We start from the raw sequence: 16,046 nt of genomic DNA, 5'->3' as shown, positions 1-16,046 counted from the left end.
CTGAAATAATCTAATTTTTTTGGTAAAATAAAAGGTAGCAATCTAAAGACTATTGAAATATAAATTTCATGGAGCATTAGATTATAGAAATGACACAAAAAGAGGACGGTCCAACTCATGTCAGATAAAAAAAATATGAAGCTTTTTTCCCTCAACTCCAATCATTCCATAGCTGAAAAAATCGCTGAGGCTGCTGGGGTTCCTTTGGGAAAACTTTCCTCCCGCCAATTCTCGGACGGCGAGATTCAGATTAACATTGAAGAAAGTGTCCGTGGCTATGATATATACATCATTCAGTCTACTAGTTTCCCTGTCAATAATCACTTGATGGAACTCTTGATTATGGTGGATGCCTGCAAGCGTGCAAGTGCCAACACGATTAATGTTGTGATGCCTTATTTTGGTTATGCCCGTCAGGATCGGACTGCTGCCCCTCGCGAGCCAATCACAGCTAAACTGGTTGCCAACATGCTTGTCGGAGCTGGAGTAGATCGTGTGATTTCTCTGGATCTTCATGCCGTGCAGGTCCAAGGATTCTTTGATATCCCAGTTGATAACCTCTTCACTATCCCACTCTTTGCCAAACACTACTGCAACATGGGGCTTACTGGCGATGATGTCGTTGTCGTCAGCCCTAAAAACTCTGGTGTAAAACGCGCCCGCAATCTGGCTGAATATCTGGATGCTCCTATCGCTATCATTGATTATGGCGAAGATGAGGCGGGTCGCTCTGAGGGATATATCATTGGAGATGTCGAGGGCAAGAAAGCTATTCTGATTGACGACATTTTAAATACCGGTCGGACTTTCTCTGAAGCAGCTAAAATTGTCTGTCGCGAAGGCGCAGTCGAAATCTATGCTGTATCCAGTCATGGTCTCTTTGCGGATAAAGCTGCGGAATTGCTAGATAATTCTCCTATCAGGGAAATTCTTGTAACTGACTCTGTTGATACCAAAGAAAAAACACCTAAGAATCTCCACTACATTACAGCAAGTGAACTGATTGGTGATGCCATTGTCCGCATCCAAGAAAGAAAACCAGTCAGCCCACTCTTTGCCTATCAAAAGAAATAAGGTAACCGGAGTGATTTATTTAGATAATGCCGCTACAACTGCTTTGTCGCCCGCTGCAATCCAAGCAATGACCAAGACGATGACTGTCTTCGGGAATCCTTCCAGTACGCATAGTCATGGCCGAGAAGCTAGTAAACTCCTTAGACAGGCGCGTGAGGATATTGCTCAATCTCTGCATACTCAAAGCAATAAGATTATTTTTACTTCAGGCGGCACTGAAAGCAATAATACTGCTATCAAAGGCTATGCCCTTCGTCACCAGAACCGAGGAAAGCATATTGTGACCACTGCTATTGAACACCATGCTGTCTTAGAAGTGGTGGAGTACCTAGTAGATAAATTCTTCTTCGAAGCTACTTTTGTTCAGCCGGTGGATGGTCAGATTCGGGCGGAGGATATTAAGAAGGCTCTTAGGCCTGATACTATTCTTGTGTCCGTCATGGCGGTTAATAACGAGACAGGTGCCATGCTCCCCATTAAGGAAATTGGTGAATTACTGCAAGAACATCCTGCTGCTTTTCACGTTGATGCTGTCCAAGCAATTGGTAAACTTCCCATCTACCCTGACGAGCTAAGGATTGACTTTCTCTCTGCTTCAGCGCATAAGTTTCATGGTCCCAAAGGCGTTGGCTTCCTTTATGCCAAGAAGATGGATTTTGACAATTTCATGCACGGTGGCGACCAGGAAGAAAAACACCGGGCCGGAACTGAAAATCTAATCTCTATCACAGGTATGGCGGCGGCTCTGTCAGATAGCACGGAACATCTTGAGGAAAATCTAGCGCATGCGCAAGACTTAAAAGACAGCTTACTTGCTGACTTATCAGACATTGACTTTTACTTAAATGAAAGTCAGCCCAGCTTGCCTTACGTCATCAATTTGGGATTTCCCAATCAAAAGAATGATCTACTTCTGCTTCAAATGGATTTAAATGGCTTTTCCATTTCAACAGGATCAGCCTGCACAGCCGGAGCTATACAACCCAGTCATGTTTTGCAGGCTATGTACGGCAAGGATTCCAACCGCTTGCATGAGTCTATTCGAATCAGTACTTCGGACCAAACGACTTTGCAAGAGATTCAATCATTTACAAAGAAATTAAAAGAAATTTTAGGAGGATAAGATGGCCTTTCAAACATCTGTTAGCTTAGCAAACTGCGAATATACCTATTCACTTCACCCAAATGTCAAGAAATTTACCTTGCGCGACAATACATTCGCTGAAAGCAAGGTTGGCAACTATGAACTCTCTCGTCTGCTGGAATCTGTTCCCAACAGCGGAAATGGTTTTCTGCTGAAAATCATCGTCAATAAAGATTTGAATGGTTTCAAAATCAATATCACTGACAAATCAGGCCTGCGCTTGGTCAATATTTTCAAATCAGAAGACCATCACATTATCCAGCAAAAATTTTATTTCTTGATGGATAGCTTGGTTGAAAGAAATATTTTTGAAAAGACACCACAATAAGCAAGATTCTCGCAATTTTGCTTTTTTGATTTAGACTCTTTAAAAAACCAAACAAGCTTGACTTCTGCTTAGAACTCTTGAAAATATCAAATGACTAATCGAACCAAAGGAAAGGATTAACGATGGTTGAACTGACCTATTTGGACTCATATAAGGTAAAACGAACACTTACCTATGAAGATTTCGATGAATTTCTTCTAGCCTTCTCTGGCTGCGTTACGGTTCCTGACTCGCTCAAGGTGCTTTCTGTTACGTATAAGGGACACCAGCTGCCTTTTGCAGGGCTAATTGGAGACTTGTACCGCCAGATGTACCAGTTAGACTTAACTCCCTATTAGGACTAATCTCTTCGCAACTGCAACATAACTTAAACGTTAACTCTTTTCTTTTTTAGTGCATTAAACATCCTTAATTAGTTGATTTTTTCACAAACTTCCTATAAAATAGAATTAGAAAGGTTGTGATTTTGTGAAAACTGAAAAAAATACTACAATTCCCCGAGCTACTGCTAAAAGGCTTTCGCTCTACTATCGTATTTTTAAACGTTTTAATGCTGAGAAGATCGAAAAAGCAAACTCCAAACAAATTGCAGAAGCCATTGGTATTGACTCTGCTACTGTCAGACGAGATTTTTCTTATTTCGGTGAACTTGGCCGCAGAGGATTTGGTTATGATGTCAAGAAATTGATGAACTTTTTTGCTGACCTCTTAAACGACAATGCTATTACCAATGTCATGATTGTTGGTGTTGGTAATATGGGGCGGGCTCTGCTGCACTATCGTTTTCATGAGCGCAATAAAATGAAGGTTGTAATGGCTTTTGACACAGATGACCATCCAGAAGTTGGCAGCACAACCAGCGATGGGATTCCTATCTATGGAATTTCCCAAATCAAAGAAAAAATACAGTCAGGAAATGTGCAAACTGCCATCCTAACTGTACCTAGCGTAAAAGCTCAAGAAGTCGCATCTATCTTAGTTCAGGCTGGTGTCAAGGGCATTCTCTGTTTCTCACCTGTAAACCTATCCCTGCCTAAGGATGTGGTCGTCCAGTATGTTGACCTGACTAGCGAACTGCAGACTTTGCTCTACTTCATGAGAAAAAATGATTATTAATTTGAAAGAGGTATTAAACACTCTATGAGTAAACCTATTATTGGAATAACCGGAAATGAAAGAGAAATCCCAGACGATCACTTCATCCATATAAGCTATACAGCGACAGGATTCGTTGAGGGTGTCAAAGAAGTTGGCGGAATTCCAATGATTTTGCCAATCGGTGATGAAGAAATGGCTAAACAGTATATTTCCATTGTCGACAAATTAATCATCACAGGCGGTCAGAATGTATGTCCGCAATTCTATGGAGAAGAAAAAGCCATTGACAGCGATGATTATCTACTCAAACGGGACATTTTTGAATTAGCTTTAATCAAGGAAGCTCGCCGTCAAAATAAACCTATCTTCACCGTCTGCCGCGGAACCCAACTTTATAATGTAGCCCTAGGTGGCACTCTTCATCAAGATATTGAAGATCATTGGCAAGATAGCTCTGCTGAGTACACAACTCAAAGCATGGTGACCAAGAACGGTTCTATTCTGCACGAAATCTATGGACCAGCATCTGAAATCAACTCCTTCCACCACCAAAGTATCAAGGATTTAGCTGCTGGCCTAGAAGTCATCGCCTATGATCCTCGCGATAAGATTATTGAAGCCATCACTTCTACTGACGGCAGTCCTTTCCTTGGCGTCCAATGGCACCCAGAGTTCTTGTTTGGCTCCAGAGAAGGAGACTTAGCTCTGTTTGATTATGTTGTCAATATTCTTTAAAAACCTCTATTCCTAGATAAACTTCTGTTCTACACGAATAGAAGTTTTTTTATATTCAAGTAAACCAAATTATATCATATCTGTCTCCTCTCGATAGCTATAGTAGTTGGACTTGGACACAATCAAATGATCCAAAAGGACCAAACCCATCATCTCACATGCTTCTTTCATATGCTGGGTCACCTCATCGTCGTTTCTACTAGGAACGACTGAGCCTGATGGATGATTGTGTACCAGTATGATAGATGTCGCCAGATGCTTAAGAGCGTAGTGGAGAATTTCTCTCGGCTCAGCAATGCTTCTGCTGACAGTCCCCATAAAAATAGTCTGCTGGTGCAGAATTTGATTTTGACTATTAAGATAAATAGCAACCAAGCACTCCTGCCTCATATCTCCCAATTCCTGCTGCATCTTCCGGGCTAATTTTTGACTGCCCATAATCTGCTCTTTCTGCAGAACCTCTGCTCGGTTAATCCGACGTCCTAATTCGATAATGGCCTGCAGCTCCACAGCCTTAATCGGACCGATTCCAGAAATAGTCTGCAATTCCTGCAAAGTTAAATACTTAAGATCGTTCAAACTGGAAATCGATGATAAAATTCTTTGAGAAACTTGAAAAACAGTTTCTTTTTTGTTGCCTGTCCTGAGGAAAATTGATAGAAGCTCTTGGTTACTGAGTTTTTCAGCCCCTTCTCTCATCAAACGCTCCCGCGGCATCATGCTAATATCATCTTGAAATGAAATGCTATACATAGAAACCTCCTTACCTTATTATTCGGAAAAAGAGTCAAAATCAGCAAGAATTGATATAAAAAAACTCCAAAAGTTAGAGTTCTTTCTAACCTTTGGAGTGAAATTTTTTTAGTCTCTTGCCTTTAAATCTGCATTTGATTATAGGACTTACTGAAAGATTCAAGAACATCCTTAGGAGCCTTGTCATACTCGACAGAGCCTTCTAACGTTCCCTTGACAATCGTTCGATTGGTTGCTGCAGCATCCTCACAAGTAACCAAAGTAATCTCTGTAACGCCTTCGGTATCCTCAATCAAATCCGTTCGATCTGGAGTTACCGTTTCAACACTAGTGATTACATAAGTATAGACATGCTCTTTATCAGTGATATAGATCTTCATACCAGCCTTAGCCCGATCTAGTGGGGAAAAGAGCATGTTACTAGCCCCTGTGATGCCAAAGACATGGTGGCTAGCCAAGGCATAATTTCCCTGCCCCATCTGCTGAGTCTCTTTCATCGTACCAGCACCATAATACAATCCAGCATTATCCAGTCCTTTGAAGATCGGCAAGTTCATGGATACTTCTGGAATAGAGATGCCTCCGATAACAGGCAGTTGCTGAGCTTTCCACTGAGCATTGATAACTGCTTCTGTAGAAAGTGACTCTACCTTATTAAAATCAAAGCTAGTTTCGGCATTTTTATTTTTATCAATAGAGTCTTTAGAAACCTTGCTGACCTGATATTGGTTGGTATGCCAAACCATAATCATGTTTCGGATTTGCGCATTAAAGATTAAGCCAAGGGCCACAATAATTAATAAGGTCGCAACAATATTGATAAAAATATTTCTTTTACTTCTTTGTTTTCTTTTTCGACTTCTTTTTCCTTGTACCATATAGAGGTCCTCTTTTACGATTCGTTTTCTTCCTCTTCTACATCTTCCTTATCGTCTGCTTCGACGCTTGTAAAGGTGACAATCTGTGCATTTTGGTCCAGACGCATGACCTTAACTCCCATAGTTGAGCGACCGGTCTGAGAAATATTAGCCACACTGGTCCGAATGATGACACCAGTATTAGTGATAATCATCAAATCTTCCTCGCCAGTAACAGTCATCAGACCAGCAAGAGGTCCGTTCTTATCAGTGATATTGGCTGTTTTAATCCCTTTACCGCCACGGCCCTTGGTTGGATACTCGCTAGCAAGAGTTCGCTTACCGTAGCCTTTTTCGGTAATAACAAGCACTTCGTCTCCCTCAGCAATCACACCAGCTCCAACGACCTGGTCACCATCTCGAAGATTAACTCCGCGAACACCAGTCGCTATACGGCTCATGCTTCGGACAGCTTTCTCATTGAAGCGGACAGAATAACCAAACTTAGTACCAATAATAACGTCTGCAGCACCGTCTGTCAGAAAGACATTGATTAACTCGTCTTCATCCTTCAAATTCAAAGCCTTGAGACCATTCTGACGAATATTAGCAAATTCTGTTACACTGGTCCGTTTGACCACCCCATGACGAGTAGTAAAGAAGAGGTAGGAATCATCACTGCGGTCTTGCTGGACATTAATAATAGTCTGAATAGTCTCTCCTTCATCGAGCTTCAAGAGATTGACTACTGGCAAGCCTTTAGCTGTCCGACCATACTCAGGGATTTCATATCCTTTGAGACGATAAACTCGACCTTTATTTGTAAAGAAGAGCAGTCTATCGTGAGTACTCGTTGAAACCAGCTCTTTGACGAAGTCATCATCTTTGACACCAGTTCCTTGAACACCTCGACCACCACGTTTCTGAGCGGTAAACTCAGTCTGATTCAGACGTTTGATATAGCCTTTATTAGACAGGGTAATCAAAACATCCGCTTCCTCAATCAAATCTTCATCTTCAAGAGAAAGAACTTCTCCTACCATCAGCTCAGTTCGGCGGTCATCCGCAAATTTACGTTTGACCTCATCTAACTCTTCCTTGATAATAGCGATAACGCGCTCTGGCTTAGCCAAGATATCAGCCAAGTCCGCAATCAAAGCAATCAGCTCATCGTACTCTGACTGAATCTTATCACGTTCCAAACCAGTCAGACGACGCAGACGCATATCGAGGATAGCCTGACTCTGGCGCTCAGACAGCTCAAACTTAGCCATCAATTCAGCTTGGGCCTCTGCGTCCGTCTCGCTATTACGGATAATGCGAATTACTTCATCAATATGATCCAACGCAATCAGCAAACCAGCCAAGATGTGAGCTCGAGCTTCCGCCTTTTCTTTATCAAAAGCCGTCCGTCGAGTCACCACTTCCTTTTGGTGCTCAATATAAGCCAACAAAATCTCACGAAGAGACAGAATCTTCGGCACACCATTTTGAATAGCCAGCATATTGAAGCTGAAATTGGTCTGCATCTGAGTCAGTTTGAAAAGGTTATTTAGAATGACATGTGCAGAGGCATCACGACGAACCTCAATAACAAAACGTACCCCTTCACGGTTGGACTCATCTCGAACAGCTGTGATACCGTCAATACGTTTTTCCTGCACTAGGCGAACAATATGCTCATGGACCTTAGTCTTATTAACCATGTAAGGGAACTCAGTTACGACAATTCGCTCTCGGCCATTTTTCATCTCTTCGATTTCAGTGCGAGAACGAAGAACAATCGAACCCTTCCCTGTTTCATAAGCCCGGTGAATACCAGACTTACCCATAACCAGTGCACCTGTAGGAAAATCTGGTCCAGGAAGGACTTCCATGATATCGCGAGTGGATGCTTCCGGATTGTCCATGACAAGCTTAACTGCATCAATAGACTCACCAAGATTATGCGGTGGGATATTGGTTGCCATCCCAACTGCAATCCCTGTCGCACCGTTTACAAGCAAGTTAGGGAAGCGAGCAGGAAGAACTACAGGCTCTCTCTCACTGGCATCATAGTTGTCAATATAATCAACAGTATTTTTATTAATATCACGAAGCATCTCCAGAGCAATCTTGCTCATTCGTGCTTCTGTATAACGCTGAGCAGCGGCTCCGTCTCCGTCCATAGAACCGAAGTTTCCATGGCCATCTACAAGCATATAGCGATAGCTCCACCATTGAGCCATCCGCACCATCGCTTCATAAATAGAGGAGTCACCATGCGGGTGATACTTACCCATGACATCCCCTGTGATACGAGCTGATTTCTTGTGAGGCTTTTCAGGCGTCACACCCAGCTCATTCATACCATAGAGAATCCGACGGTGAACTGGTTTGAGACCATCACGAACATCTGGAAGTGCCCGAGCCACGATAACACTCATTGCGTAATCGATGAAACTAGTCTTCATTTCACTAGTCAGATTAACATTTACTAAGTTTCTGTCTTGCATTAAAAAATGCCTTTCTTTCATATTGAACTATCCTATATTATACCACATTTTCTTTAATTTTTCAGTATTTTGAACCGTTTGTAAAAACGTTTACATCGCTAGATATACAAGTTGACCGTGACAAAATATGTCAAAAGTGGTAGAATGAATGTGTATGGGAAATCTTCCCTAAAAAAATAAGGAGATGTTTAGAAATGACTGCTACTAAACAACATAAAAAAGTCATCCTTGTCGGTGACGGTGCTGTAGGTTCATCTTACGCATTTGCTCTTGTAACCCAAGGTATTGCTCAAGAACTTGGTATCATTGAAATTCCTCAATTATTTGAAAAAGCTGTCGGTGATGCTGAAGACCTTAGTCATGCCCTTGCCTTCACTTCACCTAAAAAAATCTATGCAGCTACTTATGCAGACTGTGCGGATGCTGACCTCGTTGTTATCACTGCAGGTGCACCTCAAAAACCAGGTGAAACTCGTCTTGACCTTGTTGGTAAAAACTTGGCTATCAACAAATCTATCGTTACTCAAGTCGTAGAATCAGGCTTTAACGGTATCTTCCTCGTTGCTGCTAACCCAGTGGACGTTTTGACATACTCTACATGGAAATTCTCTGGTTTCCCTAAAGAGCGCGTTATCGGTTCAGGTACTTCACTTGACTCAGCTCGCTTCCGTCAAGCTCTTGCCGAAAAGATTGGTATCGATGCTCGTTCTGTCCATGCCTACATCATGGGTGAGCATGGTGACTCTGAATTTGCCGTTTGGTCACATGCTAACGTTGCAGGTGTGAAATTGGAGCAATGGTTGCAAGCTAACCGTGACTTGAATGAACAAGACTTGGTTGATCTTTTCATCTCCGTTCGTGATGCAGCTTACTCTATCATCAACAAAAAAGGTGCAACTTACTACGGTATCGCGGTTGCTTTGGCTCGTATCACAAAAGCTATCCTTGACGATGAAAATGCTGTATTGCCTTTGTCAGTCTTCCAAGAAGGCCAATATGGTGTTGAAAATGTCTTCATTGGTCAGCCTGCTATCGTTGGTGCTCACGGTATCGTACGTCCAGTAAACATCCCATTGAACGATGCTGAAACTCAAAAAATGCAAGCTTCTGCTAAAGAATTGCAAGCAATTATTGATGAAGCATGGAAGAATCCTGAATTCCAAGAAGCATCTAAAAACTAATTATAAAAAAACATCTCCTGATAAAAGGGGATGTTTTTTGTTGCTTTATACAGATTTGTCAGTAAAAACATCAATCAAATAAGGCACAACGAGATCACTCTCTATGTCTTCTAAAGAAGAAATCCAGACAAAGTCTGTATGCTCTTCCGCATCCAATATAATATCGCGCTCTGCCAAAATTTCGCCAGCATAAACTAGGCGTGTAAAGACAGTATCTTTGCTAGAGTCGAATTGACTATCTTCATGGATAATCTTATTAATCCGAATCTTTTGATTAACCTCCTCCATAGCCTCACGTAGAGCAGCCTCTCTAGGCAGTTCATTCTCTTCTACACTCCCACCAGGAATGTCCCAATAAGATGGATAGACATTAGGACGACCTCGCTTTATTTTCGAGCGTTTGATAAGCAAATACTTCCCGTCTTTCTCGATTAAGGTATGGGCGATTAATTTTACTGTCATTGCATGTTCCTCCAAAAAAAGAGCAAAAAAAGACTCCGAAGAGTCCAATTTTAAGTCATCCACCCTGAGAGAATCGAACTCCCATCTCAAGAACCGGAATCTTGCGTGATATCCATTACACTAAGGGTGGCAACTAATTCATTATAACTGATTTTCTTTGAAAATACAAGTGAAAATCAGAAAAAGAAGTTGACATTTCTCAACTTCTTTTATCTAATTACAATTCAATATCGCCAAACAAATCAGCCATTGAGAATCCAGTTTGAGTTTCTGGAAGTTCAAAGTCACGTTTTTCTTGACGTTTTGGACGACGAGGACGTGATTGACGTTTCTCATCTTTTTGTCCTTCTTCTTGAGCTGGGCGTTCTTCAAGAGCCTTGATAGAAAGTGAAACACGCTCATCAGCAGCATTCACTTCAAGAACCTTAACAGTCACTTCTTGACCAACCTTAAGGGCATCTTTAGGGCTTTCAACACGTTTGTGTGAAATTTGTGAAATGTGAACCAATCCATCGATACCTGGCAATACTTCAACGAAAGCACCAAAATCAGTCAAACGTTTTACAGTTCCTTCGATCACATCGCCAGCAGCAAGTTTTTGTTCAACGCCATCCCATGGTCCAGGTGTTGTTGCTTTAAGAGAGAGGGATACGCGTCCTTCTTCTTCGTTCAAGTCAAGAACTTTCACTTCAATTTCATCACCAACTGATACAACAGACTTAGGTGATACGTTGCGTTCATGTGACAATTCAGTCAAGTGAACCAATCCGTCAACTCCGCCAAGGTCAATGAAAGCACCGAAGCTAGTGATGCGAGCAACTTTACCAGTTACAACATCGCCAACATTCAACTTACCAAAGACTTCAGCACGTGCTGCTGCAGCTTCAGCTTCTACAACTTCACGACGAGAAAGGATGAAGCGGTTTTCTTTTGGATCTACTTCTTTGATCTTAGCATCAAACTCTTGACCTACAAAACGCTCAGTGTTGCGAACGAAACGAGTATCAAGCATTGAAGCAGGGATAAATCCACGAAGTCCTTCAAACTCAACTGAAAGTCCACCTTTAACAGCACGAGTGCCCTTAACAGTGACAACTTCTTCTTCACGACCAACCAATTTGTCCCAAGCTTTGCGAGCTTCCAAACGTTTTTTAGATACCAGGTAAGTTACTGTGTCTGTATCTTTACCTACTACTTGACGAAGAACAAGCAATTCAAGTGTTTCACCTGGTTTCACAAGGTCGTTGATATCAGCGTCGCGGTCGTTCGTCAACTCACGAAGAGTCAAAACACCTTCAACACCAGTTCCAGCGATTGCAACATTAGCTTGGTTAGCGTCAACAGTCAATACTTCAGCAGTAACGACGTCACCTGGCTCAACTTGGCTAACACTGTTTAGCAAATCTTCAAATTCATTCATCTAAAAAAATCCTCCAACAATCAAGCTTTCGCTTGACATACTACTTATTTATTTTCCTAAGCACCCGCAAATGACATTGATCTATCGTTAACGATTTCCATCCTATAAAGAAATAAAACACCTAAAGACATTTTATTATTTTATCAGATCTATTACCTAAGAACTGGGGTAGCTGGATTCGAACCAACGCATGAGGGAGTCAAAGTCCCTTGCCTTACCGCTTGGCTATACCCCAAAAAGAGCGCTGACAAAAGTCACTTTATCATCATCACAATGAACGCTAATGGAGAGAGAGGGATTCGAACCCCCGAACCCGAAGGAGCGGATTTACAGTCCGCCGCGTTTAGCCTCTTCGCTATCTCTCCGACAATCAACGCTATCTATTATAACATTGATACAATGAAAATGCAAGCCCTATTTGCTTAAATTATAGGTTTCAATCAAAGTTTCCACGGCTCTTTCAAGTTTTTTATAAAAACTTTCAGCATTTCCATTTTTGATAATTGCAAACTGGCCATCTAGTTCGGCAATCTCTCCAATAACCTTCTTGCCAATAGCAAGACTGTAACCGTCAAATTGGTCTGCTCCGACTTTCACTTTGCTATCTGTGATTTGAATTTCAATTTTTTTATCTTTTTTACTCATAACTTACCTCTTTCAAATTTCTATTGTACACGAAAAAGGCTGACTTCGCAAGCTATCTTAGGCTAGAATTGCAGAAAAAAACTGCCCAATCAAGGACAGTTTTTAGATTATACTTTAACAATCCAACCTTCTGGTGCTTCAACATCGCCGAATTGGATACCAGTCAATTCGTCATACAACTTGCGAGTGACTGGACCGACTTCAGTCTCGCTATAAAAGACATGGAAATCATCTCCATGCTGGATACCACCGATAGGAGAGATGACTGCAGCTGTTCCACAAGCGCCAGCTTCAGTAAATTTACCCAAGTCTGCCAGAGGAACGTCTCCTTCAATCGGTTTGAGCCCTAGTCTATGCTCTGCCAGATAAAGCAAAGAATACTTGGTGATGGATGGCAAGATAGACGGACTGAGCGGTGTTACAAACTCATTATCCTTGGTGATACCAAAGAAATTGGCAGAACCCACTTCTTCAATCTTGGTATGGGTTGCCGGATCCAGATAAATCACATCTGAAAAATGCTTATCCTTAGCAATCTTTCCTGGTAATAAGCTAGCAGCATAATTGCCTCCCACTTTTGCTGCACCTGTTCCGTGCGGTGCAGCGCGATCATAGTCATCTGACACAATGAAGTTAGTCGGAGTCAGACCGCCCTTGAAGTAATTGCCGACCGGCATTACAAAGATAGTGAAAATGTATTCTTCAGCTGGCTTCACTCCGATAATGTCACCAACGCCAATCAAGAGCGGTCGAATGTAAAGGGTTCCGCCTGTTCCATAAGGTGGCACATATTCTTCATTAGCTCGGACAACCTGCTTGACTGCGTCCACGAACATTTCTGTAGAAACTTGCGGCATAAGTAAGCGGTCGGCAGTTCGTTGCAGACGCTCCGCATTTTTATCCGGACGGAAGAGTTGAATGCTGCCGTCCTTAGTTCGATAAGCCTTCAGACCCTCAAAAGCCTGCTGACCGTAGTGAAGGCAAGGAGACGACTCAGAAATATGGAGCGTAGCGTCCTCAGTTAACGTTCCTTCTTCCCACTGGCCATTGCGATAGTAAGCTAAATAGCGATACGGTAGTTTCATATATGAGAATCCTAGATTTTCCCAGTCAAGATTTACAGTCATGGTCTTTCTCCTCTTCTTCCAAACTTCATTTTTAGATACTCCCTATTTTACACCTTTTTAAGATATTTTCAAGTATTATTTTCAATTTTCAGAAAATTTTGTTATTCAATCTTCTTTGCCACTATCAAACTTTTAGAAATTGGAAAAACCAGCTCGTGCGAACTGGTTTGATGATTACTTGATATAAGCCGAGAAGACTTCTTCGTCTGAAATAGTATCAGAAATGAAGCTGCCATTGCTGGTTCTCTCAGACAGGCTGAGATCAGCTAGATTAATCTCATAGGCAGTTCCTTTATTGGAAAGCACCTGCAAAATCTGCTCCTCATTGGCTTCTGCTTCAGTAGTAAAGAGGTCAAAGTCCACTGCTTCGCCAAAGACTGGTCCAGCTGCAAAGACACGATGGGGCTTGGTCTTAAGCTCTCTCAGAACTTGAAGACCGCGATTTGCCCGACTGGTAACAGGAATATCAGCGACTGCCATACGCTTGAGCGAACCTCGCTGAGTCAGGAGGTAAAGTGAGTCAGTATTGGCGATAAAGGCTGCCGCTAGGACATCGTCTTTCTTGAGATTGATGGCTTTAACTCCAGCTGCCTTAGCTCCGATGACAGGAACTTCCTCAATATTGAAGCGCAGTGCATAGCCATTCTTGGTCACGAGCATAACATCATCCAGCTTAATCGGTGCCAGAGCAATAACCTGATCTTCTTCATTTTTCAGTTTAGCAAACTTGAGCGACTTAGACTTGTAGGTCCGCCAAGGACTAAATTCCTTGCGCTCTACACGCTTGATTTGACCTAACTTGGTCGCTGCAAAGTAAGTCCCCTCTTCAAAGCTGTCAAGCAATTCTGTATAGATAACCTCTTCTTTGGTATCAAAGTTACTGATAGTCTGGCTGAGGTGTTCTCCGATTTCTTTCCAGCGGATGTCTGACAGCTCATGAACAGGCCGGTAAATGACATTTCCCAGGCTAGTGAAAATCAATAAATGCTGAGTCGTCTTGGCTGGACTGACGAAAATCAGTCGGTCATCGTCACGCTTGCCCATTTCTTCTAGGGTCGATGCTGAGAAGGAACGCGGACTGGTCCGCTTGATATAACCAGAACGAGTCACGCTGACATAGGTCTCTTCCTCAACAATCAGACTAGCTGTATCAATTTCAATGGCGTTTGCCGTATCCTGCAACTCGCTGAGACGCGGATTGCCAAACTTCTTCTTGACATCGCGGAGCTCACGCTTCATAAGGTTATACATAGTGCGCTCATCGCCGATAATGGCCGCCAGCATGGCAATCTTCTCGCGCAGCTCTGCTTCTTCCTCTTCCAGAACCACTACGTCTGTATTGGTCAAACGGTAGAGTTGGAGAGTGACGATAGCCTCAGCCTGCTCCTCGGTGAAATCATAGCTGACCTTAAGATTTTCCTTAGCGTCAGCTTTATTCTCGGAAGCACGAATCAGGGCAATTACCTCGTCCAAAATGGAAAGAACCCGAATCAGTCCTTCAACGATATGGAGCCGTTTCTCAGCCTTAGCCTTGTCAAAGCGGCTGCGAGCCAGAATAATCTCCTTGCGGTGGGCAATGTAGCTGGTCAAGATTGGCACAATTCCCACCAAACGCGGCGTGAAATTGTCAATAGCCACCATGTTGAAGTTATAATTGACTTGCAAATCAGTGTACTTGAAAAGGTAGTTGAGAATTAGCTCAGTATTAGCGTCTTTCTTGAGCTCAATGGCAATGCGAAGACCGTCACGGTCGGATTCGTCCCGCACCTCAGCAATGCCGGCCACCTTGTTATTGACCCGCACATCGTCAATCTTTTTGACCAAGACAGCCTTATTAATCTCGTAAGGAATCTCGGTGATGACGATTTGCTCTTTTCCGCCCTTCAGCTTTTCAATCTCAGTTCTGGAGCGCACCACGACGCGACCTTTTCCAGTCTCATAAGCTTTCTTAATCTCATCTCGGCCTTGGACAATAGCTCCTGTCGGGAAGTCTGGACCAGGCAGAAACTCCATGAGTTTGTCCACCTTGGCAGACGGATGGTCAATCATATAGATAACCGCATCAATGACTTCCGCTAGATTATGAGGTGGAATATCAGTCGCATAACCAGCGGAAATCCCAGTTGCTCCATTGACCAAGAGGTTAGGAAAGGTTGCCGGCAGAACAGTCGGCTCCTTCTCAGTATCGTCAAAGTTCCAAGCAAAAGGAACGGTATCTTTCTCGATATCCTGCAAAAGATAGCCAGCCATCTCAGACAGCCGCGCCTCAGTATAACGCATAGCCGCCGGTGGATCACCGTCCATGGAACCGTTGTTTCCGTGCATCTCAACGAGAATCTCACGGTTTTTCCAATCCTGAGACATACGAACCATGGCATCGTAGATGGAGCTGTCACCGTGGGGGTGGAAATTCCCCATGATGTTTCCGACAGACTTGGCAGACTTGCGGTATCCCTTGTCAAAGGTGTTGCCGTCCTTGTTCATCGAATAAAGAATACGGCGCTGCACAGGCTTCAAGCCATCGCGAATGTCCGGCAAGGCCCGCTCTTGAATGATATATTTGGAGTAGCGACCAAAGCGCTCTCCCATGATGTCCTCAAGGGACATGTTTTGAATATTGGACATAAGATACAAAGGGACGTTTCGGCTTGCCGAAAATTTCTGTAGAAAAATAGGAAATCGATGCAGGGTTCGATGAACCCCAAGCGATTTATCTTTTTTCCTAAG

Annotated in this window: 14 protein-coding genes, 3 tRNA genes and 1 pseudogene; 7 read left to right on the top strand and 11 right to left on the bottom strand. The window is 42.8% G+C overall.

The window, feature by feature from the left end:
• The first annotated feature begins 117 nt into the window (after positions 1-117).
• The 6 genes from HMPREF1150_RS01675 (at position 118) to HMPREF1150_RS01700 (ending at position 4,379) form a co-directional block, all read left to right on the top strand.
• Entirely contained in the window at positions 118-1,074 is a 957-nt protein-coding gene (locus HMPREF1150_RS01675) for a ribose-phosphate diphosphokinase (RefSeq protein WP_002897526.1), read from the top strand.
• 10 nt (positions 1,075-1,084) lie between these two features.
• A complete protein-coding gene (locus tag HMPREF1150_RS01680) occupies positions 1,085-2,197 on the top strand; it encodes a cysteine desulfurase family protein (protein ID WP_032905754.1) in 1,113 nt (370 codons plus the stop codon).
• Between the two features lies 1 nt (position 2,198).
• Complete coding sequence (locus HMPREF1150_RS01685; RefSeq protein ID WP_002902952.1) at positions 2,199-2,546, top strand: DUF1831 domain-containing protein; 348 nt, start codon at positions 2,199-2,201, stop codon at positions 2,544-2,546.
• A gap of 122 nt (positions 2,547-2,668) precedes the next feature.
• Positions 2,669-2,884, top strand: coding sequence for a DUF4649 family protein (locus HMPREF1150_RS01690; protein ID WP_009660373.1), 216 nt, complete (start codon positions 2,669-2,671; stop codon positions 2,882-2,884).
• Positions 2,885-3,014: 130 nt separating this feature from the next.
• A complete protein-coding gene (locus tag HMPREF1150_RS01695; protein ID WP_002900304.1) occupies positions 3,015-3,662 on the top strand; it encodes a redox-sensing transcriptional repressor Rex in 648 nt (215 codons plus the stop codon).
• Between the two features lie 24 nt (positions 3,663-3,686).
• Positions 3,687-4,379, top strand: a complete 693-nt coding sequence (locus HMPREF1150_RS01700) for a gamma-glutamyl-gamma-aminobutyrate hydrolase family protein (RefSeq protein WP_009660346.1) — start codon at positions 3,687-3,689, stop codon at positions 4,377-4,379.
• A gap of 69 nt (positions 4,380-4,448) precedes the next feature.
• On the opposite strand, the gene radC is transcribed toward HMPREF1150_RS01700, so the two are convergent.
• The 3 genes from radC to gyrA all read right to left on the bottom strand — a co-directional run bounded on the left by radC (position 4,449) and on the right by gyrA (position 8,484).
• On the bottom strand, positions 4,449-5,132 hold the full coding sequence (radC, locus tag HMPREF1150_RS01705; protein WP_009660453.1) for a DNA repair protein RadC: 684 nt from the start codon (positions 5,130-5,132) through the stop codon (positions 4,449-4,451).
• A 122-nt stretch (positions 5,133-5,254) separates the two neighbouring features.
• Positions 5,255-6,010: a class A sortase gene (locus HMPREF1150_RS01710; protein ID WP_009660518.1), complete on the bottom strand. Its 756-nt coding sequence runs from the start codon at positions 6,008-6,010 to the stop codon at positions 5,255-5,257.
• 14 nt (positions 6,011-6,024) lie between these two features.
• Positions 6,025-8,484 (bottom strand): DNA gyrase subunit A, encoded by a 2,460-nt coding sequence (gene gyrA, locus HMPREF1150_RS01715; protein ID WP_032905752.1) that lies wholly within the window; start codon positions 8,482-8,484, stop codon positions 6,025-6,027.
• Between the two features lie 194 nt (positions 8,485-8,678).
• Here gyrA and HMPREF1150_RS01720 point away from each other — a divergent pair, with 194 nt between their 5' ends.
• Positions 8,679-9,665, top strand: coding sequence for an L-lactate dehydrogenase (locus HMPREF1150_RS01720; RefSeq protein WP_009660370.1), 987 nt, complete (start codon positions 8,679-8,681; stop codon positions 9,663-9,665).
• Between the two features lie 45 nt (positions 9,666-9,710).
• Here the strand turns inward: HMPREF1150_RS01720 and HMPREF1150_RS01725 are convergent, their stop codons facing one another.
• The 8 genes and pseudogenes from HMPREF1150_RS01725 to parC all read right to left on the bottom strand — a co-directional run bounded on the left by HMPREF1150_RS01725 (position 9,711) and on the right by parC (position 15,944).
• Positions 9,711-10,127 (bottom strand): NUDIX hydrolase, encoded by a 417-nt coding sequence (locus HMPREF1150_RS01725; RefSeq protein ID WP_009660441.1) that lies wholly within the window; start codon positions 10,125-10,127, stop codon positions 9,711-9,713.
• A gap of 58 nt (positions 10,128-10,185) precedes the next feature.
• Positions 10,186-10,257: transfer RNA gene (locus tag HMPREF1150_RS01730), tRNA-Arg, on the bottom strand.
• An 87-nt stretch (positions 10,258-10,344) separates the two neighbouring features.
• Positions 10,345-11,547, bottom strand: coding sequence for a 30S ribosomal protein S1 (gene rpsA, locus HMPREF1150_RS01735; RefSeq protein ID WP_002909688.1), 1,203 nt, complete (start codon positions 11,545-11,547; stop codon positions 10,345-10,347).
• 163 nt (positions 11,548-11,710) lie between these two features.
• A tRNA-Gln gene (locus HMPREF1150_RS01740) sits at positions 11,711-11,782 on the bottom strand.
• 49 nt (positions 11,783-11,831) lie between these two features.
• Positions 11,832-11,912, bottom strand: a tRNA-Tyr gene (locus tag HMPREF1150_RS01745).
• A 49-nt stretch (positions 11,913-11,961) separates the two neighbouring features.
• Positions 11,962-12,192 (bottom strand): DUF2969 domain-containing protein, encoded by a 231-nt coding sequence (locus tag HMPREF1150_RS01750; protein WP_002895433.1) that lies wholly within the window; start codon positions 12,190-12,192, stop codon positions 11,962-11,964.
• A 107-nt stretch (positions 12,193-12,299) separates the two neighbouring features.
• Positions 12,300-13,325: pseudogene (locus tag HMPREF1150_RS01755) on the bottom strand (branched-chain amino acid aminotransferase); the annotation flags it as partial.
• A gap of 168 nt (positions 13,326-13,493) precedes the next feature.
• Entirely contained in the window at positions 13,494-15,944 is a 2,451-nt protein-coding gene (gene parC / locus HMPREF1150_RS01760) for a DNA topoisomerase IV subunit A (RefSeq protein ID WP_009660290.1), read from the bottom strand.
• Positions 15,945-16,046 lie beyond the last annotated feature (102 nt).

Source organism: Streptococcus sp. AS14 (assembly GCF_000286495.1).
Lineage (GTDB): Bacteria > Bacillota > Bacilli > Lactobacillales > Streptococcaceae > Streptococcus > Streptococcus sanguinis_P.
The sequence above is the reverse complement of the archived record's forward strand: the minus strand, read 5'-3'. Positions and strand labels throughout refer to the sequence as shown.

Excerpts from the sequence above, each read along its gene's own strand:
- HMPREF1150_RS01675 (WP_002897526.1), top strand. The coding sequence starts at position 118 with ATGTCAGATAAAAAAAATATGAAGCTTTTTTCCCTCAACTCCAATCAT.
- HMPREF1150_RS01685 (WP_002902952.1), top strand. The coding sequence starts at position 2,199 with ATGGCCTTTCAAACATCTGTTAGCTTAGCAAACTGCGAATATACCTAT.
- HMPREF1150_RS01690 (WP_009660373.1), top strand. The coding sequence starts at position 2,669 with ATGGTTGAACTGACCTATTTGGACTCATATAAGGTAAAACGAACACTT.
- HMPREF1150_RS01700 (WP_009660346.1), top strand. The coding sequence starts at position 3,687 with ATGAGTAAACCTATTATTGGAATAACCGGAAATGAAAGAGAAATCCCA.
- radC (WP_009660453.1), bottom strand. The coding sequence starts at position 5,132 with ATGTATAGCATTTCATTTCAAGATGATATTAGCATGATGCCGCGGGAG.
- HMPREF1150_RS01710 (WP_009660518.1), bottom strand. The coding sequence starts at position 6,010 with ATGGTACAAGGAAAAAGAAGTCGAAAAAGAAAACAAAGAAGTAAAAGA.
- gyrA (WP_032905752.1), bottom strand. The coding sequence starts at position 8,484 with ATGCAAGACAGAAACTTAGTAAATGTTAATCTGACTAGTGAAATGAAG.
- HMPREF1150_RS01720 (WP_009660370.1), top strand. The coding sequence starts at position 8,679 with ATGACTGCTACTAAACAACATAAAAAAGTCATCCTTGTCGGTGACGGT.
- HMPREF1150_RS01725 (WP_009660441.1), bottom strand. The coding sequence starts at position 10,127 with ATGACAGTAAAATTAATCGCCCATACCTTAATCGAGAAAGACGGGAAG.
- rpsA (WP_002909688.1), bottom strand. The coding sequence starts at position 11,547 with ATGAATGAATTTGAAGATTTGCTAAACAGTGTTAGCCAAGTTGAGCCA.
- HMPREF1150_RS01750 (WP_002895433.1), bottom strand. The coding sequence starts at position 12,192 with ATGAGTAAAAAAGATAAAAAAATTGAAATTCAAATCACAGATAGCAAA.
- parC (WP_009660290.1), bottom strand. The coding sequence starts at position 15,944 with ATGTCCAATATTCAAAACATGTCCCTTGAGGACATCATGGGAGAGCGC.